Raw genomic sequence first — 22,827 nt, forward strand, 5'->3', positions numbered from 1 at the left:
GATGGCCAGCACCGGTCCTGCAAGCGGAGCAGGATGCGAGAGCGTCGCAGGGCGCCAGCGCCCAGGGACGGGTTCACAGCGCCTTCGGAAGGCCTGTCGGCGGCTGAGCCCCTGGTCAGGCCTCTCCCACAACGCAACGCGCCGGCCCGAGGGCCGGCGCGTTGCGTTCCGGCCGGGCCGGAACGGCGACGTAGGGAGCGGACTCAGAGCGTCAGGTCGTACTCGACGATCAGCGGCGCGAACTCCGAGAAGGTCGCGTCGTAGTCGATCCAGGCGTCCACCACGTGGCGGCGGAAGTTCGGCCCGACGATCTGGTAGTCGATGCGCCAACCCTCCTGGCGGGAGCGCGGCTCCTCCTGGTCGAGCTTCGGCCACCAGGTGTACTCGCCGGCGTCGCGGTTGATCTCGCGGAAGGTGTCGATGAAGCCGGTCGGGCCGAAGACCTGGTCCATCCAGGCACGCTCCTCGGGCTTGAAGCCGGGGGTGGTCTGGTTGTCGGCCCAGTTCTCGAGGTCGATGGTCTTGTGGGCGATGTGCCAGGTGCCGCAGATGATGTACTCGCGGCGCTTGCGGGCCATCTTCGACAGGTACTCCTGATACTGGGCCATGAAGGCCTGCTTGGCGGCGTAGTCGCTGCCGTCGGGCATCAGGAAGCTGGCGATGCTGAAGCGGTCGTAGTCCGCCTGCAGGAAGCGCGCCTCGTGGTCGCACTGGGGGAAGCCCAGGCCGTACATGATGGCCTTGGGGATCTGGCGGCAGTAGAGGCCGACCCCGGAGAAGCCGTCCTGCTCCGCATCGAGGAAGTAGCCCTCGTAGCCCTCCGGATAGAGGATGCTATCGTCCAGCTCGAAGCTCTTGGCCTTGAGGTTCTGCACGCAGACGACGTCGGCATCCTGATTGGCCAGCCAGTCGAGGAAGCCCCGTCCGACCGCTTCGCGGATGCCGTTGACATTGATGGTGGCGATTTTCATACGTGGTCCCTTTTGCGTCGCGCGTGTATGATACCCGACGTTTCGACGTTTGGGTAAATGGCGTCAGCCGATAAACGTGATAGGAGGCTCCGTGGCGGACCCGCGCACTGCATCGTCCCTGCAACCCTACCAGCAGGCTTTCATCGAGTTCGCCATCGAACAGGGCGTGTTGCGCTTCGGCGAGTTCACCCTGAAGTCCGGGCGCGTCAGCCCCTATTTCTTCAACGCCGGCCTGTTCCGCACCGGCCGCGCCCTGGCCCAGCTGGGCCGCTTCTACGCCCAGGCCATCGCCGACAGCGAGCTTGAGATCGACGTGCTCTTCGGGCCCGCCTACAAGGGCATCCCGCTGGCCGCCACCACCGCCGTGGCGCTGGCCGACCACCACGACCGCGACCTGCCCTATGCCTTCAACCGCAAGGAGGCCAAGGCCCACGGCGAGGGCGGCAACATCGTCGGCGCCGAGCTCGCCGGGCGCATCCTGATCATCGACGACGTGATCACCGCCGGCACCGCGATCCGCGAGGTGATGGGCCTGATCGACGACGCGGGCGCGAAGGCGGCGGGCGTGGTGATCGCCCTGGATCGCCAGGAGCGCGGTCGCGACGAGAACGACCCGCGTAGCGCCATCCAGGAGGTCGAGGCCACCTACGGCATGCCGGTGGTCAGCATCGTCACCCTGGACCTGGTGCTCGAGTACCTCGAGCAGCACGCCGGCGATGAGCTCCGTGGCCACGCTGAGGCGATCCGCGCCTACCGCGACCGCTACGGCGTGTCTGGCGACTGAGACCCGGCAACTGAGGCCCGCGGCGCGCTGCCCGCCAGGCGATCCTCCCTCGGGCCCCGCACGGGGCCCGAGCGCGTTGTACGCCCTTCCAATCAGGAGTCGCTGATGCTTGACGTGGTGCTCTACCAGCCCGAGATTCCGCCCAATACCGGCAACCTGATCCGGCTCTGCGCCAACACCGGCTTTCGGCTCCACCTGATCGAGCCGCTGGGCTTCGCCCTGGACGACAAGCGGCTGCGCCGCGCCGGGCTCGACTACCACGAGTGGGCCCGGGTGAAGGTGCATGCCGACTGGGAGGCCTTCCTCGCCGCCGTGGCGCCGGCGCGGGTCTTCGCCGTCTCGACCCGTGGGCGCACCGGCTATCACGAGCCCGGCTATCGCGAGGGCGATGCCCTGGTGTTCGGCCCCGAGACCCGCGGTCTGCCCCAGGCCATGCTGGACGCCCTGCCCGAGGCCCAGCGCCTGCGCATCCCCATGCTCCCCGAGAGCCGCAGCCTGAACCTCTCCAACGCCTGTGCGGTGGTGGTCTTCGAGGCGTGGCGCCAGCTCGCGTTCGCCGGGTCCGGCCTTCCGGGGGCCGGCCTTCCGGGTGCCGGCTCTCCTGAGGCCGGCCCGGTCGCCATCGATCCCGACGCCGTCGGGAGGAGCCTGCGATGACCCCCTCCATCCAGAGCCGGGTCGCCGGCCTCAACCCCCGCCAGCAGGAGGCCGTGCGCTACATCGACGGCCCCTGCCTGGTGCTCGCCGGGGCTGGCTCCGGCAAGACCAGCGTGATCACCACCAAGATCGCCTACCTGGTGCAGGAGTGCGGCATGAGCGCCCGGCGCATCGCCGCGGTGACTTTCACCAACAAGGCCGCCCGGGAGATGAAGGAGCGGGTGGGCAGCATGCTCAAGGGCAAGGAGGGGCACGGCCTGACCGTCTCCACCTTCCACAACCTCGGGCTCAACATCATCCGCAGCGAGCTCAAGGCGCTCGGCTACCGGCCGGGCTTCTCGCTGTTCGACCCGGAGGACGCCAAGGCGCTGCTGCGCGACCTGATGAACAAGGACGCCCAGGTCGACGCCGACCAGATCAACGCCGTGCAGCAGCAGATCTCCCAGTGGAAGAACGACCTGCTGCTGCCCGGCCAGGCGCTCTCCCACGCCGAGGACGACGACGCGCAGTACGCCGCCCGGGTCTACGAGGCCTACGTGCGCCACCTGAAGGCCTACAACGCGGTGGACTTCGACGACCTGATCCTGCTGCCGGTGGTGCTGCTGCGCGACGACCCCGAGGCGCTGGCCCGCTGGCGGCGCAAGATCCACTACATGCTGGTGGACGAGTACCAGGACACCAACATCAGCCAGTACCTGCTGGTGCGGCTGCTGATGGGCGAGCGGGCCACCTTCACGGTGGTCGGCGACGACGACCAGTCGATCTACGCCTGGCGCGGCGCGCGCCCGGAGAACCTGGTGACACTGGGCGAGGACTTCCCGCGCCTCAAGGTGATCAAGCTCGAGCAGAACTACCGCTCCACCGGCACCATCCTGCGTGCCGCCAACACCCTGATCGCCAACAACCCCCACGTCTACGACAAGACCCTGTGGTCGGAGATGGGCGAGGGCGCGCCGATCCGCGTGGTGGTCAACCGCCACGAGGAGGCCGAGGCCGAGCGGGTGGCCAGCGAGATCCTCACCCGGCGCATCAAGGAGTCCGCCGAATGGCGCGACTTCGCGGTGCTCTACCGCGGCAACTTCCAGGCCCGGCTGCTGGAGCTCAAGCTGCAGCACTACCAGATCCCCTACAAGCTCTCCGGCGGCACCTCCTTCTTCTCGCGCAACGAGATCAAGGACGCCATGGCCTACCTGCGCCTGCTGATCAATCCGGCCGACGACAACGCCTTTTTGCGCATCGTCAACGTGCCGCGCCGCGAGATCGGCCCGAGCACCCTGGAGAAGCTCGCCAACTACGCCAACGACCAGGCCTCAGGGCGCTCGATCTCGCTGTTCGCGGCCTGCCACGAGCTGGGCCTCGCCCAGCAGCTGCCGGAGCGAGCGATGGACCGCCTGTCGCGCTTCACCCACTTCATCGACGGAGTGCGCCGGCGCATGGATCAGGGCGACGCCCTCGAGGCGATCCGCGGCATGCTCCACGAGATGGACTACGAGGCCTGGCTCTACCAGAACGCCAGCGCGCCGACCATCGCCGAGCGGCGCATGGCCAACGTCTGGATCCTGATCGATCAGCTCGAGAAGTCCATGAACCGCGATCCCGAGGACGCGGCCAGCACGGAGACCGAGACCGACGACGTGGAGTCGGCGATCTCCCGGCTGGTGCTGCGCGACATCCTCGAGCAGCAGGCCGAGGAGGACGACTCCGACCGGGTGCAGCTCTTGACCATGCACGCCTCCAAGGGGCTGGAGTTCCCCCACGTCTACCTGATGGGCCTGGAGGAGGAGCTGCTGCCCCACCGCAACGCCGTGGAGGCGGGCACCGTGGAGGAGGAGCGGCGCCTGGCCTACGTGGGCATCACCCGGGCGCGGCGCACCCTGACGCTGACCCTGGCGCGTCAGCGCAAGGCCTACGGTGAGCTGATGGACTGCACGCCGAGCCGCTTCCTCGACGAGCTGCCGGAGGGCGACCTGGAGTGGGAGGGGCGCGCCGACCGCGAGGACCCGGAAAAGAAGCAGGCCCGGGGCAAGGATGCCCTGGCGGGGATTCGCTCACTGCTGGGCTGAGAGCGGGCCTAAAGGCGGCGGTCGGTCATCGACGGCCGACCTTCCAACGCAAGCGGGGCGCCCTAGGGCGCCCCGCTGGTCTCCGCGTGACCGCGTGCTTACTGCGCGGCGCCGACCAGGTGATCGACCGCCGCCTTGACCTCGGCATCGGAGAGCGACGCGTTGCCGCCCTTGGCGGGCATCGCGTTGAAGCCGTTAATGGCGTGGCTGTAGAGGGTCTCGGTGCCCTTCTCGAGGCGCGGCGCCCAGGCCTCGGCGTCGCCCTTCTTCGGCGCGCCGGCGGCGCCGGTGTCGTGGCAGGCCATGCAGGCGGTGTTGTAGATCGCGGCGCCATCGATGCCGGCCGTGGCGGCCTCGGCACCGGCGCTGGCTTCGCTCGCCTCGCCTTCGGCGCTGGCCGAGGCGGCCTCGTCACCGCCGCTCTCCTGGGCGGGCACGTCCATGACCGGCTCGACCAGGTGGGCGACCGCGGCCTCGACTTCCGCGTCGGAGAGGTTCGGGTTGCCGCCCTTGGCGGGCATGGCGTTGAAGCCGTTGATGGCGTGGCTCACCAGGGTCTCGAAGCCCTTGCCGGTGCGCTCGCTCCAGGCGGCCTCGTCGCCGCGCACCGGTGCGCCCGCGGCGCCGGTCTCGTGGCAGGCCATGCAGACGTTGTTGTAGATGCCGGCCCCGTCGATGGCCCCCCCGGAGGAGGCGCTGCTGTCGCCGCCGCTGGCGGCGGCCATGGCGGTGCCGCAGTCCTCGCCCTGCAGGCAGAGCTCACCCACCGGCTTCAGGCGTTCCGCGATGGCGTCGTGCGCCGCGTCGTCCTGTGCAACGGCCATGCCTGCGCTCAGGCCCAGGGTGACCAGGCACCCCATGATCAGCTTGCTGGATTTCACTCTCACCACCTCTCGACGGTCCTGTCATCGGAATCACGCTCGGCATCACGTCAGACGGTGGACGCCACGGCGCGCATATATAGTGGGCGACAGTATACCGACATCGCCAACGCCTGGAAAATCCCCACGGTTCACGGTGGGATGGCGGCCGCTCGGGATGTCGGCTGGACAGCGCTCTGGCGGGCGGGTAGGATAGCGCCCGCCTGGCACCCATCGCCAGGCCGTGCGCCCGTAGCTCAGTTGGATAGAGTATCGGCCTCCGAAGCCGAGGGTCGCAGGTTCGAATCCTGCCGGGCGCGCCACGAATCCGAGGGCCTGCGACACTGTCGCAGGCCCTTTTCGTCGTCTGTCGCCTGTGACCGGGCTGGCCGGCAACCCCGATTCGCCTGGCGATGCCGCTGCATGGATTGCCCCAGGGCGAGACCTTGACCGGCCAAGTCATGTCTTCGGAGTGTTTCCCGGGGGTGACATGGCGGATGCGAACACGGTGCCCTCGCGAGGCGCCCCCGGCGCGGGCTCCTTTCACGTTCCACGCCCGCGACACGGCGGGCGTGGTCGATGTCGGTTTCAGGTACGCGAAGCGTCGAGCCGCATGGCATGACGGCAAAAGCGTGAGTGGTGCTGAGGCGGGCGAGGGGATAGTGTAAGGGTCCTTGAGAGGTTCAGAGACATGCCAGAGTGTCCGCCATGATGTCAGCCACGACGGTCGGTCCGCTTCACAAGAGTGAGCCGCTGGCGGTGGGCTTCGTCCTGCTCCACCGCTTCACGCTGCTGCCCTTCGCCGCCTTTCTCGACTGCCTGCGTCTGGCGGCGGACGAGGGGGACCGCTCGCGGCAGGTGCGTTGCCACTGGACCTTCATGGCCAGTACCGGGAATGAGGTGCTGTCCAGTTGCGGCGCCGCCATCTCCCCCTGCCTGCCGTTTCAGGATCCCGGCGCCTTCGATTACATCGTGGTCGTGGGCGGCGTACAGGATGATCACGACCGCCTGGATACCCGCGCCCATGCCTACCTTCGCCGGGCCGCGGAGGCCGGTGTGCCGCTGGTGGGGCTGTGCACCGGGGTGTTCGCCCTGATCCAGGCGGGCCTGATGAAGGAGCGGCGGTGCTGCGTCAGCTGGTACCACCATCGCGACATGATCCAGCGCTTTCCCGCCATCCAGCCGGTGGCCGATCGCCTGTTCATCGATGACGGGGATCGACTCACCTGTGCCGGCGGGGCGGCGGCGGCAGACCTGGCCGCCTACCTGGTCGAGCGCCATCTGGGCAAGGCCTGGGCGATGAAGAGCCTGAATATCATGCTCCTCGACGAGGCCCGCGCCGGCACCCACCCCCAGCCCCAGCCGGTGGTCTTCGGCAAGATCGAGGATCGTGTGGTGCGCCGCGCCATCGCCGTGCTCGAGCAGCACCTGGGCGAGGCGATCGCGATGGACGCCCTATCGGAACGGGTGGGCACCTCCCGCCGCAACCTGGAGCGACGCTTTCGCGAGATCCTGGGCGTGGGTCCCCAGAAGTTCGCCCGTGACCTGCGCCTGCGCTACGGGCTATGGCTGTTGCACTATACCGGCAAGAGCATCACCGAGATCGGCGAGCGCTGTGGTTTCGCCGATACGGCCCACTTCTCCCGCCAATTCCGCAGCGCCTTCGGCGCGACGCCGTCGGAAATGCGCAAGCGCGCCAGCGAACCCGGCAGCGACCGGGTCGATCCCTTCTTCCTGCATATCGACGGCCGGTCGACGCTCTGATTTCTCGGCTATCCCTAATAAACGGGTGTCCTCATGCTGGCTGCCAGCCCGGCGAGTCGCGCTGACAGCCGCCTTCCACGTGTCCCGGTGTTCAGAAATCCTGTCGCATTTATTCAATCTTTGGACTCCTCCATCGCCTTTAATCGGAACGTAAGCCGGACAAGCGGCGCAGAAGTGATCTGCGCATCAGGATGGCCATTTTCCCGCTGGCAGGTGCCGATGGCTTCCATCCACGTCCTGCCCGCCGCCGATAACAAGAAGGAGTCAGTCATGAATCAGGTTGGTCTTGCCACTTTCGATGCCCAGATCGCCGCTGCCATCGCCGACGAGGTCGTGCGCCAGGAGGCTCATGTCGAGCTGATCGCCTCCGAGAACTATGCCAGCCGCGCCGTGATGGAGGCCCAGGGTACCCAGCTGACCAACAAGTACGCCGAGGGCTATCCGGGCAAGCGGTATTACGGCGGCTGCGAGCATGTCGATGTGGTCGAGCAGTTGGCCATCGATCGCGCCTGCGACCTGTTCGGCGCCGACTACGCCAACGTCCAGCCGCACTCCGGGGCCCAGGCCAATGCCGCGGCCTTCATGGCGTTGATCCAGCCGGGCGATACCGTGCTGGGCATGAGCCTGGCCCATGGCGGCCACCTGACTCATGGCGCCGCGCCCAATTTCTCCGGCAAGCACTACAACGCCGTGCAGTACGGCCTCAACCCGGAGACCGGCGAGATCGATTACGACGAGGTCGAGCGCCTCGCTCGTGAGCACCAGCCCAAGCTGATCATCGCCGGCTTCTCGGCCTATTCGCGGGTCGTGGATTGGCGGCGTTTCCGCACGATCGCCGACGAGGTGGGGGCCTGGCTGCTGGTCGACATGGCCCATGTGGCCGGCCTGGTCGCCGCGGGCCACTACCCGAGCCCGATTCCCCACGCCCACGTGGTCACCACCACCACCCACAAGACCCTGCGCGGCCCGCGTGGCGGCCTGATCCTCTCCGCACATGGCGATGCCGCGCTCTACAAGAAGCTCAATGGTGCGGTGTTTCCGGGCCAGCAGGGCGGCCCGCTGATGCATGTGATCGCCGCCAAGGCCGTGGCCTTCAAGGAGGCCATGAGTCAGGAATTCGTGGCCTATCAGCAGCGGGTGATCGACAACGCCCAGGCCATGGCCGGGGTGTTCAGGGAGCGCGGCTTCGATGTGGTGTCCGGCGGCACCGACGATCATCTCTTCCTGGTCTCGCTGATCAAGCAGGAGGTGACCGGCAAGGATGCCGATGCCGCGCTGGGTCGTGCGCACATCACCGTCAACAAGAATGCCGTGCCCAATGATCCCCAGAGCCCCTTCGTCACCTCGGGCCTGCGCATCGGCACCCCGGCCGTGACCACTCGCTGCTTCGATGCGACCGAGTGCAGCGACCTGGCCGGCTGGATCTGCGACATCCTCGATGTGCTGGCCGAACGTGGCAATACCGACGCCGTCGAGGCCGAGGTCCGCGACAAGGTGGCCGAGCTGTGCGAGCGCCACCCGGTCTATGCCCCGGCTTCCGTCGCGGCGACCGAAACCTCCATCGCGTGAGCCCGCTCCCCGCCGGCGCCTCGGCGGGGACCTTCGAGGAGAAGACCCTATGCAACGCTATTCAGGCTTCGGGCTGGCCAAGCACGCGCTGAGCCATCATGAGAACTGGGAGCGCCAGTGGCGCAATCCCGTGCCCAAGAAGCAGTACGACGTGATCATCGTCGGCGGCGGTGGCCATGGCCTGGCCACGGCCTACTACCTGGCCAAGGAGCACGGCATCAAGAACGTCGCCGTGATCGAGAAGGGCTGGCTGGGCGGCGGCAACACCGCCCGTAACACGACGATCGTGCGCTCCAACTACCTGTGGGACGAGGCGGCGGCGCTCTACGAACATTCCATGAAGCTGTGGGAAGGGCTGTCCCAGGACCTCAACTACAACGTCATGTTCTCCCAGCGCGGCGTGCTCAACCTGGGTCACACCCTGCAGGACATGCGTGACATCCAGCGTCGGGTCAACGCCAACCGCCTCAACGGCATCGACGGCGAGGTGCTGGATGCCAAGGGCGTGCAGGAGCTGGTGCCGATCATGGACTGCTCGAAGCATGCCCGCTATCCGGTGATGGGGGCCTCCTGGCAGCCGCGTGCCGGCGTGGCCCGCCACGACGCCGTGGCCTGGGGCTTCGCCCGCGGGGCCGATGCCCACGGCGTCGACATCCTGCAGCAGACCGAGGTCACCGGCTTCAAGATTCGCGACGGCCAGATCTATGGCGTGCACACCAACCGCGGTGACATCGAAGCCAAGACCGTCGGCTGCGTGGCCGCCGGCAACTCCGGGGTGCTGGCCAAGATGGCCGGGATCAAGCTGCCGCTGGAATCGCATCCGCTCCAGGCGCTGGTCTCCGAGCCGCTCAAGCCGGTGCTCGACACCGTGGTGATGTCCAATCACGTGCACGGCTACATCAGCCAGTCGGACAAGGGCGACCTGGTCATCGGCGCCGGCATCGACGGCTACAACGGCTATGGTCAGCGCGGCAGCTATCCCACCGTGGAACACACCCTGCAGGCGATCGTCGAGATGTTCCCGATCTTCTCCCGGGTGCGCATGAACCGTCAGTGGGGCGGCATCGTCGATACCTGCCCGGATGCCTGCCCGATCCTGTCCAAGACCAAGGTCAAGGGGCTGTACTTCAACTGCGGTTGGGGCACCGGCGGCTTCAAGGCCACCCCGGGCTCGGCCCACGTGTTCGCCGCCAGTCTGGCCAAGGGCGAGATGCATCCGATCGCCGCCCCGTTCTCCATCGACCGCTTCAACACCGGTGCGCTAGTCGACGAGCACGGTGCCGCCGGCGTGGCGCACTGATCCACCGCAGAGGAGAGCCGACATGTTCTATATCCATTGCCCCTACTGCGGCGAACACCGCGAGGAAGAGGAATTCCACCCCAAGGGCCAGGCGCACATCGCCCGTCCCCAGGACCCGGACGCCTGCAGCGACGAGGAGTGGGGCGACTACCTGTTCTTCCGCGATAACCCGCGTGGCATTCATCACGAGCTGTGGGTACATGCCGTGGGGTGCCGCAAGTTCTTCAACGTCACCCGCAACACCGTGACCTACGACATCCTCGAGACCTACAAGATCGGCGAGCAGCCATCGGTCACTGCCGAGAGCCTGGCGAGCGCCGAGAAGACGGCGGGCGTGCAGGTGGCCGACGGCGGCCAGCAGGCGGTGGGCGCCAGCGACAGCGCGGTGAAAGACTCCAGGGGGGCCAAGGTATGACACGCAACGCACAGCAGTCCAACCGCCTGTCGCAGGGCGGTCGCATCGACCGTTCCCGCACGCTGAGCTTTACCTTCAACGGCAAGACCTATCAGGGCCATGCCGGGGATACCCTGGCCTCGGCACTGCTCGCCAATGGCGTCGATATCGTCAACCGCAGCTTCAAGTACTCGCGTCCTCGCGGCATCGTCGCCGCTGGCGCCGAGGAGCCCAATGCGGTGGTCCAGCTGGGCAAGACAGAGGCGGGTCAGGTGCCCAACGTACGGGCCACTCAGCAGGCCCTGTACGAGGGCCTGGAGGCCCGCAGCACCAACGGCTGGCCCAATGTCCAGCGCGATATGATGAGCCTGGTGGGCAAGCTGGGAGGCCAGTTCATGCCGCCGGGGTTCTACTACAAGACCTTCATGGCGCCAGCGTCCATGTGGATGACCTACGAAAAGTACATCCGCAAGAGTGCCGGTCTCGGCCGCAGCCCCATGGAGAACGACCCGGACATCTACGACCACCTGCACCAGCATTGTGACGTGCTGGTGATCGGTGCGGGCCCGGCGGGCCTCGCCGCGGCGCTGGCTGCCGCACAAGGTGGGGCCCGGGTGATCCTGGCCGATGAGCAGGAGGAGATGGGCGGCTCGCTGCTGGATACCCGCGAGCTGCTCGATGACCAGCCGGCGGAGCAGTGGGTGGCCGAGGCGCTCCAGGCGCTGTCCGGCATGGACAACGTCACCCTGCTGCCGCGAACCACCGCCAATGGCTATCACGATCACAACTTCGTGACCCTGCATGAGCGGCGCACCGAGCATCTGGCTGATACCGCACCGCTCAAGGAGGGGCGTCGCCAGGTGCGTGCGCGGATGCACCGCGTACGCGCCGGTCGTGTCGTGCTGGCCACCGGTGCCCATGAGCGGCCGCTGGTCTACGCGGGCAACGACGTGCCGGGCAACCTGGTCGCCGGCGCGGTCTCCACCTACATCCGCCGCTATGGCGTGGTGCCGGGCAACAAGCTGGTGCTTTCTACCAGCAACGATCACGCTTACCGTGCCGCCCTGGACTGGGCAGAGAGCGGTCGCGACGTGGTCGCCATCGTCGACGCCCGGGCCAACCCGGACGGCGAGCTGGTCGAGCAGGCCCGTGGTCGTGGCATCAAGATCATCACCGGCAGCGCGGTGATCGAGGCCAAGGGCGAAAACCGCGTCCGCGGTGCCCGGGTGGCGAAGATCGACGCCGAGGGCTTCCGCGTGATCGGCGAGGCCACGACCCTGGACTGCGACACCATCGCCAGTTCCGGCGGCTACAGCCCGGTCATCCACCTGGCCTCCCACACCGGGGCCCGGCCGACCTGGAGTGATGACCTCCTCGGCTTCGTGCCCAATCTGGTGAAGGGTGTCGCCGCCGCCGGGAGTGCCCGGGGCGTTTATGCCACCGCCGATGTGCTGGCCGATGGTCTCACCGCTGGCGCCAACGCCGCTCAGGAAGCCGGTTTCGAGGCGGCCGACGTCAGGCTGCCCCAGGTCGCGGCGCGTCGCGATGGTGCGGCCTGTGCGCTCTATCAGGTGCCCCACGAGAAGCCGACCCTGCGGGCGCCGAAGCAGTTCGTCGACCTGCAGAACGATGTCACCGCGGCGGGCATCGAGCTGGCCACTCGCGAAGGCTTCGAGTCCATCGAACACGTCAAGCGCTATACCGCCATGGGCTTCGGCACCGACCAGGGCAAGCTCGGCAACATCAACGGCATGGCCATCGCCGCCCGTTGCCTGGGCCGGACGATCCCCGAGGTCGGCACCACGGTGTTTCGCCCCAACTACACGCCGGTGGCCTTCGGTGCCATCGTCGGCCGTCACTGTCGTGAGCTGTTCGATCCCGAGCGCTACACCGCCATGCACCAGTGGCACGTGGAGCACGGTGCCGAGTTCGAGGACGTCGGTCAGTGGAAGCGTCCCTGGTATTTCCCGCGCAAGGTCAACGGCAAGACCGAGACCATGCACGAGGCGGTGGCCAGGGAGTGTCTGGCGGTGCGCGAGAAGGTCGGCATCCTCGATGCCTCGACGCTGGGCAAGATCGACATCCAGGGCCCGGATGCCCGCGAGTTCCTGGGCCGGGTCTACACCAACAAGTGGGCCAAGCTGGATCCCGGTCGTGTCCGCTATGGCCTGATGTGCAAGGATGACGGCATGGTGTTCGATGACGGGACCACCAGTTGCCTGGGCGAAAACCACTTCCTGATGACCACCACCACCGGTGGCGCGGCCGGGGTGCTGGAGTGGCTCGAGATCTGGCACCAGACCGAGTGGCCGGAGCTCGATGTGTACTTCAACTCGGTGACCGACCACTGGGCGACCATGACCGTCACCGGCCCCGAGGCACGCAAGCTGATGGCCGAGGTCACCGACATCGACCTGGACAAGGACAGCTTCAAGTTCATGGACTGGCGCGAAGGCCAGGTGGCCGGGGTGCCCGCGCGGGTGTTCCGCATCTCCTTCACTGGCGAGCTGGCCTATGAGATCAACGTCCAGGCCAACTATGCCATGCACGTCTGGGAGACGCTGTTCGCCCATGGTGACAAGTACGGCCTGACGCCGTACGGCACCGAGACCATGCACGTGCTGCGTGCCGAGAAGGGCTTCATCATCGCCGGCCAGGACACCGATGGCTCGGTGACCCCGGAGGACCTGGGCATGCAGTGGGCGATCGGCTACGACAAGCCGTTTCCGTGGATCGGCAAGCGCGCCCTGTCGCGTCCCGACACCTCGCGTACCGACCGCAAGCAGCTGGTGGGCCTCAAGCCCAAGGATACCAAGGTGGTACTGGAAGAAGGCGCGCAGATCGTCCTCGACCCCAACCACGCGATCCCCATGCCGATGGTCGGGCACGTGACCTCCAGCTATTACAGCCCGACCCTCGACTCAGGCTTCGCCCTGGCGGTGGTCAAGGGCGGTCAGCAGAAGATGGGCGAGACCGTCTATCTGCCCATGGCCGACGGCCAGGTCCATGAGGCCGAGATCGTCAGCACCATCTTCCTCGACCCCAAGGGAGAGCGTCAAAATGTCTAATGTCGCAACGTTCGATACCCGTACCGAGACCAAGATTCCGGTCGAGTCGCCGCTGGCCTATTCCTATCGTCGTTCGGGGGCTCCGGCCCCCACTGCCAGGAGCCGGGTGGTGCTGCGCGAGCGGCCCTTCCTCGGTCACCTGGTGCTGCGCGGCGGGGCCATCGTGCTGGACGAGGCGGTCCGCGAGGCGCTCGACATCTCGCTGCCCGGCCAGCCCCAGGGACTGGTGCAGGACGCCGAGGGCCAGCGCTCCATTCAGTGGCTCTCCCCGGACGAGTGGTTGGTCATCGTGCCCGGTGGCGAGGAGTTCGAGCTGGAGCAGCGGCTGCGCAAGGCGCTGGGCGATGCCCACTTCGCCATCAGCAACGTCAGCGGCGGCCAGACCCTGGTCGAGCTCGAGGGCGAGGCGGCCCGGGAGCTGTTGATGAAGTCGGTGAGCTACGACGTCCATCCGAGCCATTTCCCGGAGGGCAAGGGGGTCACCACGGTGTTCGCCAAGGCCACGGTCATCCTGCGTCGGCCCAGCGAGTCCCGTTGGGAGCTGGTGGTGCGCCGCAGCTTTGCCGACTACACCTACCGCTGGCTGCTCGACGCCGGTGAGGAGTACGGCATCGGCGTCGAGCGCTGACCACGACGGGGCCGGCTATCGCCGGCCCCGCTCAGGAGAGAAATCATGCAAGACAACAACCGTTGCTGGATCCTGGCGGCGCAGTGCCCCAGCCGCCTGGGGAGCGTGGACGTGGTCACCCGCTTCCTCAAGGAGCAGCGCTGCTACATCACCGAGCAGCACACCTTCGACGATCGGCAGAGTGGGGGCTTCTTCATCCGCACGGAGTTCCGGCCCGAGGCCGAGGACTTCGATGCCGAGGCCTTCCAGGCCGGCTTCGCCAAGCGCGCCGCCGAGTTCGAGATGAGCTTCGAGCTGACCCCGCCGGGGCGCCGCCTGCCGGTGGTGATCATGGTCTCCAAGGCCGATCACTGCCTCAACGACCTGCTCTACCGCTACCGTGTCGGCCAGCTGCCCATCGATATCCGCGCCATCGTCTCCAACCACCCGGACCTGGCGACCCTGGCGGAATGGCACGATATCCCCTACCACCACCTCCCTATCACCGCCGAGACCAAGGCGGAGCAGGAGGCGCAGGTCTGGGTGGTGATCGAGCAGACCGGCGCCGAGCTGGTGATCCTGGCGCGCTACATGCAGGTGCTCTCGAGCGAGATGTGCGAGCGGCTCAGCGGCCGGGCGATCAATATCCACCACTCGCTGCTGCCGGGCTTCAAGGGCGCGCGGCCGTACCACCAGGCCTACGAGAAGGGCGTCAAGCTGGTCGGCGCCACGGCCCACTACATCAACGACGACCTGGACGAGGGACCGATCATCACCCAGGGCGTGGCGCCGGTGAGTCATGCCGACTACCCGGAGGACCTGGTGGCCAAGGGGCGCGACGTCGAGTGTCTGACCCTTGCCCGAGCGGTGGCCCTGCATGTGGAGCGCCGCGTCTTCCTGCACGCCGGTCGCACGGTGGTGTTCGACCGCTGAGTGATCATCGGGCATGCCGTCGAGGGCGGCTTTTCCGGGTCACCGGCCGGATCGCGGTCCGGCACGTGGCGCCTCGCCCGAGACGATCAACCCCGCGCTGCTGGCGCGGCGCGGCGTTGGCGGACGCCCTCGCTCTCGTCGCGCAGCTCGCGCAGCAGCGGCCCGAGATCCCCGCCCAGTGACTCGACGGCGGGCCTGGCGAAGTAATAACCCTGCTGGCGGGTGATGCCCAGGCGCGCTAGCCAGAGGGCCTCTTCCCGCGTCTCGACCCCCTCGCCGATCAGCAAGAGACCCAGGTCGTCGCCCAGCCCCTTCACCGCCTGGATCAGCGCCTGGCGCCGGGGGTCCCGGTCACAGCCCATCACCAGCTCCCGATCGACCTTCAGGCGGTCGGGCTTGAGGTCGGTGAGCAGGTCCAGGTTGGCGTAGCCGTTGCCGAAGTCGTCCAGCGCGGTGGTGAAGCCCATGGAGCGGTAGCTCTCGATGATGCGATGCAGGTGGCGCCGGTCGGTGACGCGCTCCGTCTCGGTGAACTCGAAGACCAGCCGCTCGGTGGGCCAGCCCACGCGCCGGCACACCTCGAGGGTGGCCTGGATGCATGCCTCGGGCTCGTAGACGGCATTGGGCAGGAAGTTGATCGAGAGGTTCTGGCGCATGCCCAGGCGGCTGGCCAGCTCGATGGCGCGCACCCGGCAGGCCTGGTCGAAGCGGTAGAGCAGGTCCCCCGTCACCTGGGAGAGCACGCTCCAGGCCGACTCCCCCTGGGGGCCGCGCACCAGCGCCTCGAAGGTGGTGACGCGGGCCTCGCGGATGTCGACGATCGGCTGGAACGCCATGGTGAAGGCGAAGGGGAGCTCCCCCTCGCAGCGTCCGCAGTGCCCCTCGACTCGTGCGCAGTGACTCATCTCTTGTCCTTGTGGTGTGCATGGTGCCGTGCGATCTCGGGTGTCTCAGGCGTCGCTGGTGAGCAGCAGCTCGACCCGACGGTTGGCGGCGCGTCCCTCGCGGCTGTCGTTGCTCTCCAGGGGCTGGGTGTCGGCGTAGCCGATGGCCCGCAGGCGCGACTCGGACAGGCCGCTCTTCACCAGATGGCGCAGCACCGAGATCGCGCGGCCGGTGGAGAGCTCCCAGTTGGAGGGGAAGCGGCGCGTGGCGATCGGCACGTTGTCGGTGTGTCCCTCGACCGAGATGCGCCCGTCGAAGGTCTGGAGCGTCTCCACCATGCCCTGCAGCACGCGCTCCCCCCGGGGGGTGAGGCGCGCCTGGCCGCTGGCGAACAGCAGGTTGTTGTCGATGCGCAGGGTGATGCCACCCTTGCCCTCGGCGACGCTGACCCCCTCCATCTCGAGGCCCTTGAAGCGCGGCTGCAGGCCCTCGTGGCGGGGCTTGAGGCCGGCGGACCGGGGGGCCATGCCGCCGGCCACCGCCAGCGAGGAGGCGTAGGCCGCGGACGACACCGCCGGGCCGGCGAACTGGCTGCCGCTCTCGGCCTGGCCGTTGCCCGCCATCGAGAGCAGCAGCACGAACAGGGTGATCAGCAGGGTCAGCACGTCCAGGTAGCTCATCAGCCAGCTCTCGCCGTCACCCTCGCCCTGGCCGGCGGGGCTCAGCGCCTCGCTGATCTCCCGGTTACGCATGCTGGCCCTGCTCGCCCCGGTCCTTGTCACCCGGGCCCTTCTCGCCGCTCTCGCGACGCTCGGCGGGGCTCTGCGGGTCGCGGATCTCGTCGTGGTAGTTGGCGACGAAGGAGTTCAGGGTCTCCTCGATGAAGGAGGGCAGGCGCCGCTTGGTGATCAGCGAGATGCCCTCGAGCACCATGTTCATGGCGATCAGCCGCTCTTCGGTGCGCCGCTCGAGCTTCACGGCGATCGGCTTGAAGACCAGGTTGGCCAGCAGGATGCCGTAGAAGGTCGTGAGCAGCGCCACCGCCATGCGCGGGCCGATCACGTGCAGGTCCCCCGCCTCCATCACCTCCAGCATGTTCACCAGCCCCACCAGGGTGCCGATCATGCCGAAGGCCGGCGCGTAGGTGGCCATGGTGCGAAAGATCTGGGCCTCGGCGTGTTCGCGCGCCTTGAGGCGGGAGATCCGCCAGCGCAGCAGGTCGAAGATCTCCTCCTCCTTGGTGTTGGCGATCACCAGCTGGATGCCGGTGCGCAGGAAGGGGTTGCGGGTGTGCTCGAGTGCCTTCTCCACCGAGCGCACGTCGCCCTTGAGCCACAGCCGGGAGAGGTCGACCAGCTCGGTGATGTCATCGCGGATGTAGGTGTTCTCGCGCCGGAAGACGATGGCCACCAGGCGCACGACCCGCAGCACCTCCTTGAGGGGATAGCTGATGAAGGTCGCCGCCAGGGTGCCGGCCACGACGATGGCGAGACCCGGCAGGTTGATGAAGCTCTGCGGGGACTCGGCGGTGAAGAACAGGACGCTGGCGAGGAGCACGCAGCTGGCCAGTATGCCGATCAGTGTCGAGGGGTTCATTGACGGCTCCGGACCGTAGAGGGTGGGGGAAATACAGGGGTTATCGGACGCCGCGCAGGATACTTTAATCTTGCCGCATCAGGGCACGGACAGTCCTCGGACTGGGGTGATATTCTTGGCATCATAAAATCTGCTGACGATGGGTATCCACCATACGTATGGCAGGCATCAGTCGCAGGGAGTGATACCGCATGACAGGCCAGGGCGTGACGGAACGCTTCACCATCGCACTGCACCCGATCCACGACGCCGACTATCGGCACGTCGCCGATCGGCTCGTCTACCAGCACCATGGCGACGGGGACGAGGACCCGGTCGGCCACATGGCCAAGGCGCTGAGTGCCGTGCTCTACGAGCTGGACGAGCCGCAGCGGCTGGCCTCCCGGGCCCTGCTCATCGAGCTGCCCGGCGAGTGGCTGATGCGCCCGGAACTGCTGCCGACGCCGCCCGAGCAGGTGATCATCGGCGTGCCGGCGACGCTCGAGATCACCCCGGCGGTGATCGAGTGCCTGGAGCGCATCGCCGAGCGCCACTATCGCATCGCCGTGCCCGACCCGACCGGCCATCCCCTGGAGGCCGCGCTCTCGGCGGTGGCCGACCTCATCGAGATCGATGCCTCCAAGCCACTCGACCTCGAGCGCCTGCGGACCCTGAAGGCGCGCGGGCATCGGCTGCTGGCGGAGCACATCCCGGACCATGAGCGCCTCGAGCAGTGCCTCGAGCTCGGCTGCGACTTCATCAACGGGCGCTACCTCTCCCAGCCCCACTACCAGGCCTCCCGGCCGCGCGGTCGCCACGGCAACCGGGCCGCCCAGCTGCGGCTGATCAACGAGCTCTACCGCGAGGACGCCGACCTGCTGCGCCTCCACGACCTGCTGCTGCAGATGCCCCACCTGCACGTCGCCATCCTGCATCGTGCCAACGCCAGCCACTTCGGCCAGCGCCAGCCGTCGTCGGACCTCAAGCGGGCGATGCAGGTGCTCGGCCTCAACGAGCTGCGCCGGCTGGTGATGACGATGTCGCTGGCCAGCGACCTGCCCTCGTCGCGGATCACCCTGCGCCTGGCGCTGATCCGCGGCTTCATGTGCCAGAACCTGGCCGAGCCCTTCCGCAACATCGACCCCGAGGACGCCTTCACCACGGGCCTGTTCTCGATGATGGGGGCGCTGCTCGAGGAGGATCAGGCGACGTTGCTGGCCCAGGTGCCGCTCTCCGATGCCGTCCAGCGCGCCCTCGCGTGCCACGAGGGGCCCCTCGGCGCCATCCTGGCGCTCTGCGAGGAGCATGAGCGAACCGCCGAGGAGAGCGAGCCCGACCACCCGGCCGAGCGGCTGCAGGCCTGCTACCTCGATGCCCTGGAGAAGACCGCGGCCCTGATGGGACGCCTCTAGCGCCTCTATCATGGCCTGTCTCTGTCCCTGGCCGAGCCGCCGCGTCAGCCGGTCTCGGCGAGGCGCCCGCGCAGGCGGCTGACCGCCTGGCTGTGCAGCTGGCAGACCCGGGACTCCGAGACGCCGAGCACCGCGCCGATCTCCTTCAGGTTGAGCTCCTCCTGGTAGTAGAGGGCCATCAGCAGCTTCTCGCGCTCGGGCAGCGCCTCGATGGCCTCGACCAGCTGCTGGCGCTTCTCCTGATCCAGCAGCTGCGCGAAGGGGCTCTCCTGGGCGCGGCTCTCGAGCCGCGACTCGCCGCCCTCGGCCATCAGCTCCTCGAAGGGCAGCAGCTGGCCGCTGTTGGTGTCGTTGAGCAGGCGTCGGTAGTCGGCCAGGGGCATCTCGAGGGCCGCCGCGATCTCCGTCTCCTCGGGGGCGCGCCCCAGCTCCTGCTCCAGCCGGCGCACGGCCGCGTCCACGGCGCGGGCGCTGCGCCGCACGCTGCGCGGCAGCCAGTCCCGGCTGCGCAGCTCGTCGAGCATGGCGCCGCGGATCCGCTGGTTGGCGAAGGTCGCGAAGCTGGCGCCCTGTCCGGCATTGAAGCGCCCCATGGCCTCCAGCAGCCCCACGGTGCCGGCCTGGATCAGGTCGTCCAGCTCGATGCTGGCGGGCAGCCGAACCTGCAGGGCGAGCGCCTGGCGGCGCACCATCGGCAGGTACTCCGTCAGCAGCGCGCTCTGATCGATCTTCCCTTGTGCGGTATACATCCTCGTGCCTCACAGCTGGTCGGCGGCGGCCCCGCGCTGCGGGGGCGCCGCCGGGTTCGGTTTTACCGATGGTTCACGATCACCTGCAGCCCGCCGACCCGGACCGGGCGCTCGCCCCGGGGCAGCGAGAAGCGGAACGCCAGCGGCGCGTCGGCCGCGAGTCCGGCCAGCGCGCGGGTGGTACCGCGCCTGGCGGGCAGCGTCACGCAGCCCGCCGGGTGGCAGAGCCGGGCCCTCAGGTCGCGTCCCGGCGGCGTCCGGTAGCGCCAGGCGACGCTGGTGATGGTCGCGTCCTCGGGCGGCGTGCCGCCCGTCTGCAGGGCGGCGGACGCCGTCTCGCGACCGGCCAGGCTGACCGCCAGACCCGGCGCCTCGGCGACCCAGCTGCCGGCGGCCTGAAGCTCGCCGGCGGCGAGCGCCAGCAGCAGCGCCACGGCCGGCCAGCCACGCCGCCCCGGGATGAAAGGCGTGACCGGCCTCATGGCGCCATCACCAGCAGGTCGATGCCCAGGCAGCCCCAGGCCGCCTGGCGCAGGTTGTTCAAGAGCCCCTGGCGGGGCAGCTCGGGGGCGTGCACGGCGAGCAGCCGGCGCGGCCCCTGTCGCTCGTGGAGCCGCCTGAGCACCGCGAAGGCCCGGCGAAAGGCCTCCGGGTCGCTGCCCACCCACAGCGCCCAGCGCGACTGCTGATCCAGCAGCGCCGGCAGATGCGGGCTGGTGACCGCCAGGGGCACCACCCGCCACCGGGCGGGGTCGCTCACCCAGCGCTGCCCCCGGGCCGCCCAGTGCTCGAGCAGCGTCACGACCCGGCGCGCCTGGTCGGGGGAGGCGCCCGGCAGGCCGACCACCACCAGGGTTCTCGGCGGCGCCCCGGCGTGGGTGCCACGGGAGGGGGCGGCATGCGCGCGGGGCGCCTCGGGGGCGCACTGCGTGCCGGCCCACTGGCGCAGGCCCGCGGCCTGGTCGACGGCGTTCACGCGAGTTCCTCCCGGCTGGCGGCGCCGAGCTGGCGCATGGCGTCCCGGGCGCTGAACAGGCTCAGCAGCGCCTCGAGCAGGGCGGCGTCGCGGCGCCGGCGGCGGCCGCCCACCAGGCCCAGCAGCTCCGCGCGCAGGTCCCGGCCGGCCTCGTCGTCGGCGTGGTCGAGGTGGCTCGCCTGGGCGGCGAGGCCGGTGGCCAGCAGCAGGCGCAGCTCGGGGCGCGCCTGGGCGGGCAGCAGCGCCGCCAGGCGCTCCTCGGTGCGCTTGGTCTGCCGGGTGATGCCCTCCGCCTGGAGGTGGCTCAGCAGCAGCGGCACGGCATCCTCGGGGTGATCACAGGTCGTCAGCCAGTAGCGTCGCCCCTGCGGCTTGCCGCTCTCCGGGTCGCGCAGCTCGGCGAACCAGGCCGCCAGCGCGGTCTCCTCGTCGGCATCCCTGGCGCGGTTCGGCGCGGCCGTCACGTCGAGGCGTGACAGCACGACGCGACAGGGCCGGCCGGCCAGGCGGGCGTCGACCCGGGTGGCGGGGCTCGCCAGCGCGGCGAGCTCGGCGAGCGCGTGTCGTTCGCCGCCGTGGCGGACCCGCTGGCCGGCGCGTACCTGGCTCGACCAGAGGCTCCCGTCCTCGCTCAGCCACTGCCAGGTCTCGGCGTCCGGCAGGCCGGGCAGCAGGTGTACCCTCACGCCCTGGGTCTCCCGGGCCCGGGCCAGGCGGTTGGCCTGACCGGCGGGCTGGCGATGGTGCAGGTCCGCCAGCCCCAGCCAGTGGCCCCGGGCATCGAGGCCCAGGTCGGGCATCGCCCAGTCGCGCCCCTTCATCGAGCGTCGCGGCGCCCACACCGTGGCCACGCGCGCCTGGCGCTCGCCTGCCTGTGTGAGCAGCGCCTCCAGGCGCGAGGCCTGCAGCTCCTCGGGCAGGGCGGCCAGGTCCCAGGCCGCCTCGAGGTCGGGGAATCCCGTCAGGCCGCGACGCAGCCCGCCCAGGGCGGCGGCGAGCCGCCGCCCCTGCCCCAGCAGGTCGCCGGCCATCGCCCGGGGCCGCGGGGCCGCCGCGGTCTCGTCCAGGGGCAGGGGCGACCGGGTGGCGAGCGCCTGGATGGCCAGCGCCCGGGGATCGGCCAGGGCGAGATCCTCGGGAACGCGCTGGCCGTGGGAGATGAAGGCGAGGCGCAGGCCGTGGCGCAGGATCGTCTCGAGGGCGGGTGCCAGGCGGCCGGCCTCGTCCTGCTTGGTCAGCAGGCAGTCGTCGAGCCTCGCCCCGGCGGCGTGGGCGGCCTGGCGGTAGCGGCTCGCCACCTCCTCCAGGGTCTCCGGCTGGCTGGCGGCGTTGAGCGCCAGCACCATCCGCACCGGGACGCGCCCGCCCTGCAGCTGGGCGATCTGCTCGATGACGCGCTGGTCGCGCTGGCTCATCCCCACGGTGTCGATGAGCACCCAGCGCCGCCCCCGGAGCCGCGGGGCCAGGCTGTCGATCGGTTGGTCCGGGGCGAGGGCGTGCATCGGGATGCCGAGGATCTCGGCGTAGATGCGCAGCTGCTCGTGGGCGCCGATGCGGAAGCTGTCGGTGGTGACCAGGGCGACCCGATCGGCGCCGTGGCGCTGCACGAAGCGCGCCGCCAGCTTGGCCGTGGTGGTGGTCTTGCCCACCCCGGTGGGCCCCACCAGGGCGATGACCCCGGGCGGCCCGAAGAAGGTCTCCTCCTCCTCGAGGACCGCGAGCCTTGATGCCAGCCGGCGCTGCAGCCAGGCCAGCGGGCGCTCGTCGTCCCGGGCGCCGCCCTCGGCGTCGTCGAGCTCGGCGGGCAGGGCGGCGAGCAGGTCGTCGGCCAGGGCCTCGCCGAAGCCGGCCTCCCGCAGCAGGTGCTTGAGCCGCGTGCGGCCATCCGGGGCGGGCGCCTGGCGCGCCTGCTCCCGGGCCAGCAGAGTGCGCATGTCCTGCATCTCGCGCAGCAGCTGCTCGCTCATGCGCTGCAGGGCCTGGCCGTCGGCCGTCTCGCCAGCCGGCAGGGGCGGCGGTTCGACCGGGGACGCCGGCGAGGGCTCGCGGCGCGGCGCTGACTCGGATGTCGACGGGGCCGCGGCGGCCGGTGCCGGCGCGGCGGTCATCCCCTCCACGGCGTCGTCGGCCATGGCCAGGATCTCGACGCCCTGCTCGGTGTGACGGTTGGCCAGGATCAGCGCATCGTCGCCGAGGGACTCGCGCACCTGGCGCATGGCCTCACGGCTGGTCTGGCCCACGAAGCGAATGACGCTCATCT

Annotated in this window: 21 protein-coding genes and 1 tRNA gene; 12 read left to right on the forward strand and 10 right to left on the reverse strand. The window is 69.2% G+C overall.

Translation table 11 applies throughout. The features are described from left to right. Positions 1 to 203: 203 nt before the first annotated feature. The gene (locus C9F13_RS10680; RefSeq protein ID WP_108446249.1) at positions 204 to 971 is read right to left on the reverse strand and encodes an exodeoxyribonuclease III; all 768 of its coding nucleotides are present in this window, start codon (positions 969 to 971) and stop codon (positions 204 to 206) included. 91 nt (positions 972 to 1,062) lie between these two features. On the opposite strand from C9F13_RS10680, the gene pyrE reads away from it, so the two are divergent. From pyrE to rep, 3 genes are all read left to right on the forward strand, one after another. After that, entirely contained in the window at positions 1,063 to 1,755 is a 693-nt protein-coding gene (gene pyrE / locus C9F13_RS10685) for an orotate phosphoribosyltransferase (protein WP_108446250.1), read from the forward strand. Between the two features lie 105 nt (positions 1,756 to 1,860). Beyond that, a complete protein-coding gene (trmL, locus tag C9F13_RS10690; protein ID WP_245888758.1) occupies positions 1,861 to 2,412 on the forward strand; it encodes a tRNA (uridine(34)/cytosine(34)/5-carboxymethylaminomethyluridine(34)-2'-O)-methyltransferase TrmL in 552 nt (183 codons plus the stop codon). Beyond that, a complete protein-coding gene (gene rep, locus C9F13_RS10695; RefSeq protein WP_108446251.1) occupies positions 2,409 to 4,475 on the forward strand; it encodes a DNA helicase Rep in 2,067 nt (688 codons plus the stop codon). The genes trmL and rep overlap by 4 nt, the downstream gene beginning before the upstream one ends. Positions 4,476 to 4,573: 98 nt before the next feature. On the opposite strand, the gene C9F13_RS10700 is transcribed toward rep, so the two are convergent. Further along, positions 4,574 to 5,356 carry a c-type cytochrome gene (locus tag C9F13_RS10700; RefSeq protein ID WP_245888759.1) on the reverse strand — a complete coding sequence of 261 codons (783 nt, stop codon included), beginning with the start codon at positions 5,354 to 5,356 and terminating at the stop codon, positions 4,574 to 4,576. A 225-nt stretch (positions 5,357 to 5,581) separates the two neighbouring features. On the opposite strand from C9F13_RS10700, the gene C9F13_RS10705 reads away from it, so the two are divergent. Together C9F13_RS10705 and C9F13_RS10710 are read left to right on the forward strand one after the other, a co-directional pair. Then, positions 5,582 to 5,658, forward strand: a tRNA-Arg gene (locus C9F13_RS10705). A gap of 385 nt (positions 5,659 to 6,043) precedes the next feature. After that, complete coding sequence (locus C9F13_RS10710) at positions 6,044 to 7,099, forward strand: GlxA family transcriptional regulator (protein WP_245888760.1); 1,056 nt, start codon at positions 6,044 to 6,046, stop codon at positions 7,097 to 7,099. A gap of 113 nt (positions 7,100 to 7,212) precedes the next feature. Here C9F13_RS10710 and C9F13_RS17495 read toward each other — a convergent pair whose 3' ends face one another. Continuing rightward, a complete protein-coding gene (locus C9F13_RS17495) occupies positions 7,213 to 7,371 on the reverse strand; it encodes a hypothetical protein (protein ID WP_157955188.1) in 159 nt (52 codons plus the stop codon). Here C9F13_RS17495 and glyA point away from each other — a divergent pair. From glyA to purU, 6 genes are read left to right on the forward strand one after another with little or no spacing between them, the layout of a single operon-like run. Beyond that, positions 7,370 to 8,668, forward strand: coding sequence for a serine hydroxymethyltransferase (glyA, locus tag C9F13_RS10715; RefSeq protein ID WP_108446252.1), 1,299 nt, complete (start codon positions 7,370 to 7,372; stop codon positions 8,666 to 8,668). The genes C9F13_RS17495 and glyA overlap by 2 nt on opposite strands. 49 nt (positions 8,669 to 8,717) lie before the next feature. After that, the gene (locus C9F13_RS10720) at positions 8,718 to 9,968 is read left to right on the forward strand and encodes a sarcosine oxidase subunit beta family protein (RefSeq protein ID WP_108446253.1); all 1,251 of its coding nucleotides are present in this window, start codon (positions 8,718 to 8,720) and stop codon (positions 9,966 to 9,968) included. A gap of 22 nt (positions 9,969 to 9,990) precedes the next feature. After that, positions 9,991 to 10,383: a sarcosine oxidase subunit delta gene (locus C9F13_RS10725; protein ID WP_108446254.1), complete on the forward strand. Its 393-nt coding sequence runs from the start codon at positions 9,991 to 9,993 to the stop codon at positions 10,381 to 10,383. Then, entirely contained in the window at positions 10,380 to 13,430 is a 3,051-nt protein-coding gene (locus C9F13_RS10730) for a sarcosine oxidase subunit alpha family protein (RefSeq protein WP_108446255.1), read from the forward strand. Before C9F13_RS10725 ends, C9F13_RS10730 begins: the two co-directional genes overlap by 4 nt. Further along, a complete protein-coding gene (locus tag C9F13_RS10735; protein ID WP_108446256.1) occupies positions 13,423 to 14,058 on the forward strand; it encodes a sarcosine oxidase subunit gamma in 636 nt (211 codons plus the stop codon). The genes C9F13_RS10730 and C9F13_RS10735 overlap by 8 nt, the downstream gene beginning before the upstream one ends. Positions 14,059 to 14,103: 45 nt before the next feature. After that, positions 14,104 to 14,970 (forward strand): formyltetrahydrofolate deformylase, encoded by an 867-nt coding sequence (gene purU / locus C9F13_RS10740; RefSeq protein WP_108446257.1) that lies wholly within the window; start codon positions 14,104 to 14,106, stop codon positions 14,968 to 14,970. An 86-nt stretch (positions 14,971 to 15,056) separates the two neighbouring features. On the opposite strand, the gene C9F13_RS10745 is transcribed toward purU, so the two are convergent. Genes C9F13_RS10745 through C9F13_RS10755 form a run of 3 tightly spaced genes read right to left on the reverse strand, consistent with a single transcriptional unit; the run spans position 15,057 to position 17,451 of the window. Beyond that, positions 15,057 to 15,875, reverse strand: coding sequence for an EAL domain-containing protein (locus tag C9F13_RS10745; protein WP_108446258.1), 819 nt, complete (start codon positions 15,873 to 15,875; stop codon positions 15,057 to 15,059). Positions 15,876 to 15,920: 45 nt separating this feature from the next. After that, positions 15,921 to 16,607, reverse strand: a complete 687-nt coding sequence (locus tag C9F13_RS10750) for an OmpA/MotB family protein (RefSeq protein WP_108446259.1) — start codon at positions 16,605 to 16,607, stop codon at positions 15,921 to 15,923. Further along, the gene (locus tag C9F13_RS10755; RefSeq protein WP_108446260.1) at positions 16,600 to 17,451 is read right to left on the reverse strand and encodes a motility protein A; all 852 of its coding nucleotides are present in this window, start codon (positions 17,449 to 17,451) and stop codon (positions 16,600 to 16,602) included. Before C9F13_RS10755 ends, C9F13_RS10750 begins: the two co-directional genes overlap by 8 nt. A 191-nt stretch (positions 17,452 to 17,642) precedes the next feature. Between C9F13_RS10755 and C9F13_RS10760 the strand changes: the two genes are divergently transcribed. Continuing rightward, positions 17,643 to 18,842 carry an EAL and HDOD domain-containing protein gene (locus C9F13_RS10760; protein WP_108446261.1) on the forward strand — a complete coding sequence of 400 codons (1,200 nt, stop codon included), beginning with the start codon at positions 17,643 to 17,645 and terminating at the stop codon, positions 18,840 to 18,842. A 44-nt stretch (positions 18,843 to 18,886) separates the two neighbouring features. Here C9F13_RS10760 and C9F13_RS10765 read toward each other — a convergent pair whose 3' ends face one another. From C9F13_RS10765 to flhF, 4 genes are all read right to left on the reverse strand, one after another. Further along, a complete protein-coding gene (locus C9F13_RS10765) occupies positions 18,887 to 19,591 on the reverse strand; it encodes an RNA polymerase sigma factor FliA (RefSeq protein WP_108446262.1) in 705 nt (234 codons plus the stop codon). Positions 19,592 to 19,653: 62 nt separating this feature from the next. Continuing rightward, positions 19,654 to 20,073: a flagellar protein FlhE gene (locus C9F13_RS10770; RefSeq protein ID WP_108446263.1), complete on the reverse strand. Its 420-nt coding sequence runs from the start codon at positions 20,071 to 20,073 to the stop codon at positions 19,654 to 19,656. Beyond that, positions 20,070 to 20,567, reverse strand: a complete 498-nt coding sequence (locus tag C9F13_RS10775) for a hypothetical protein (protein WP_108446264.1) — start codon at positions 20,565 to 20,567, stop codon at positions 20,070 to 20,072. The genes C9F13_RS10770 and C9F13_RS10775 overlap by 4 nt, the downstream gene beginning before the upstream one ends. Continuing rightward, positions 20,564 to 22,825, reverse strand: a complete 2,262-nt coding sequence (flhF, locus tag C9F13_RS10780) for a flagellar biosynthesis GTPase FlhF (RefSeq protein ID WP_108446265.1) — start codon at positions 22,823 to 22,825, stop codon at positions 20,564 to 20,566. Before flhF ends, C9F13_RS10775 begins: the two co-directional genes overlap by 4 nt. Positions 22,826 to 22,827 lie beyond the last annotated feature (2 nt).

This window comes from Halomonas denitrificans (assembly GCF_003056305.1).
In the GTDB taxonomy this organism is placed as follows: Bacteria; Pseudomonadota; Gammaproteobacteria; order Pseudomonadales; family Halomonadaceae; genus Halomonas; species Halomonas denitrificans.

Coding starts and splice junctions, on each gene's coding strand:
- C9F13_RS10680 (WP_108446249.1), bottom strand. CDS start 971: ATGAAAATCGCCACCATCAATGTCAACGGCATCCGCGAAGCGGTCGGA.
- trmL (WP_245888758.1), top strand. CDS start 1,861: ATGCTTGACGTGGTGCTCTACCAGCCCGAGATTCCGCCCAATACCGGC.
- rep (WP_108446251.1), top strand. CDS start 2,409: ATGACCCCCTCCATCCAGAGCCGGGTCGCCGGCCTCAACCCCCGCCAG.
- C9F13_RS10710 (WP_245888760.1), top strand. CDS start 6,044: ATGATGTCAGCCACGACGGTCGGTCCGCTTCACAAGAGTGAGCCGCTG.
- glyA (WP_108446252.1), top strand. CDS start 7,370: ATGAATCAGGTTGGTCTTGCCACTTTCGATGCCCAGATCGCCGCTGCC.
- C9F13_RS17495 (WP_157955188.1), bottom strand. CDS start 7,371: ATGACTGACTCCTTCTTGTTATCGGCGGCGGGCAGGACGTGGATGGAA.
- C9F13_RS10720 (WP_108446253.1), top strand. CDS start 8,718: ATGCAACGCTATTCAGGCTTCGGGCTGGCCAAGCACGCGCTGAGCCAT.
- C9F13_RS10725 (WP_108446254.1), top strand. CDS start 9,991: ATGTTCTATATCCATTGCCCCTACTGCGGCGAACACCGCGAGGAAGAG.
- C9F13_RS10730 (WP_108446255.1), top strand. CDS start 10,380: ATGACACGCAACGCACAGCAGTCCAACCGCCTGTCGCAGGGCGGTCGC.
- C9F13_RS10735 (WP_108446256.1), top strand. CDS start 13,423: ATGTCTAATGTCGCAACGTTCGATACCCGTACCGAGACCAAGATTCCG.
- purU (WP_108446257.1), top strand. CDS start 14,104: ATGCAAGACAACAACCGTTGCTGGATCCTGGCGGCGCAGTGCCCCAGC.
- C9F13_RS10745 (WP_108446258.1), bottom strand. CDS start 15,875: ATGAGTCACTGCGCACGAGTCGAGGGGCACTGCGGACGCTGCGAGGGG.
- C9F13_RS10750 (WP_108446259.1), bottom strand. CDS start 16,607: ATGCGTAACCGGGAGATCAGCGAGGCGCTGAGCCCCGCCGGCCAGGGC.
- C9F13_RS10755 (WP_108446260.1), bottom strand. CDS start 17,451: ATGAACCCCTCGACACTGATCGGCATACTGGCCAGCTGCGTGCTCCTC.
- C9F13_RS10760 (WP_108446261.1), top strand. CDS start 17,643: ATGACAGGCCAGGGCGTGACGGAACGCTTCACCATCGCACTGCACCCG.
- C9F13_RS10765 (WP_108446262.1), bottom strand. CDS start 19,591: ATGTATACCGCACAAGGGAAGATCGATCAGAGCGCGCTGCTGACGGAG.
- C9F13_RS10770 (WP_108446263.1), bottom strand. CDS start 20,073: ATGAGGCCGGTCACGCCTTTCATCCCGGGGCGGCGTGGCTGGCCGGCC.
- flhF (WP_108446265.1), bottom strand. CDS start 22,825: ATGAGCGTCATTCGCTTCGTGGGCCAGACCAGCCGTGAGGCCATGCGC.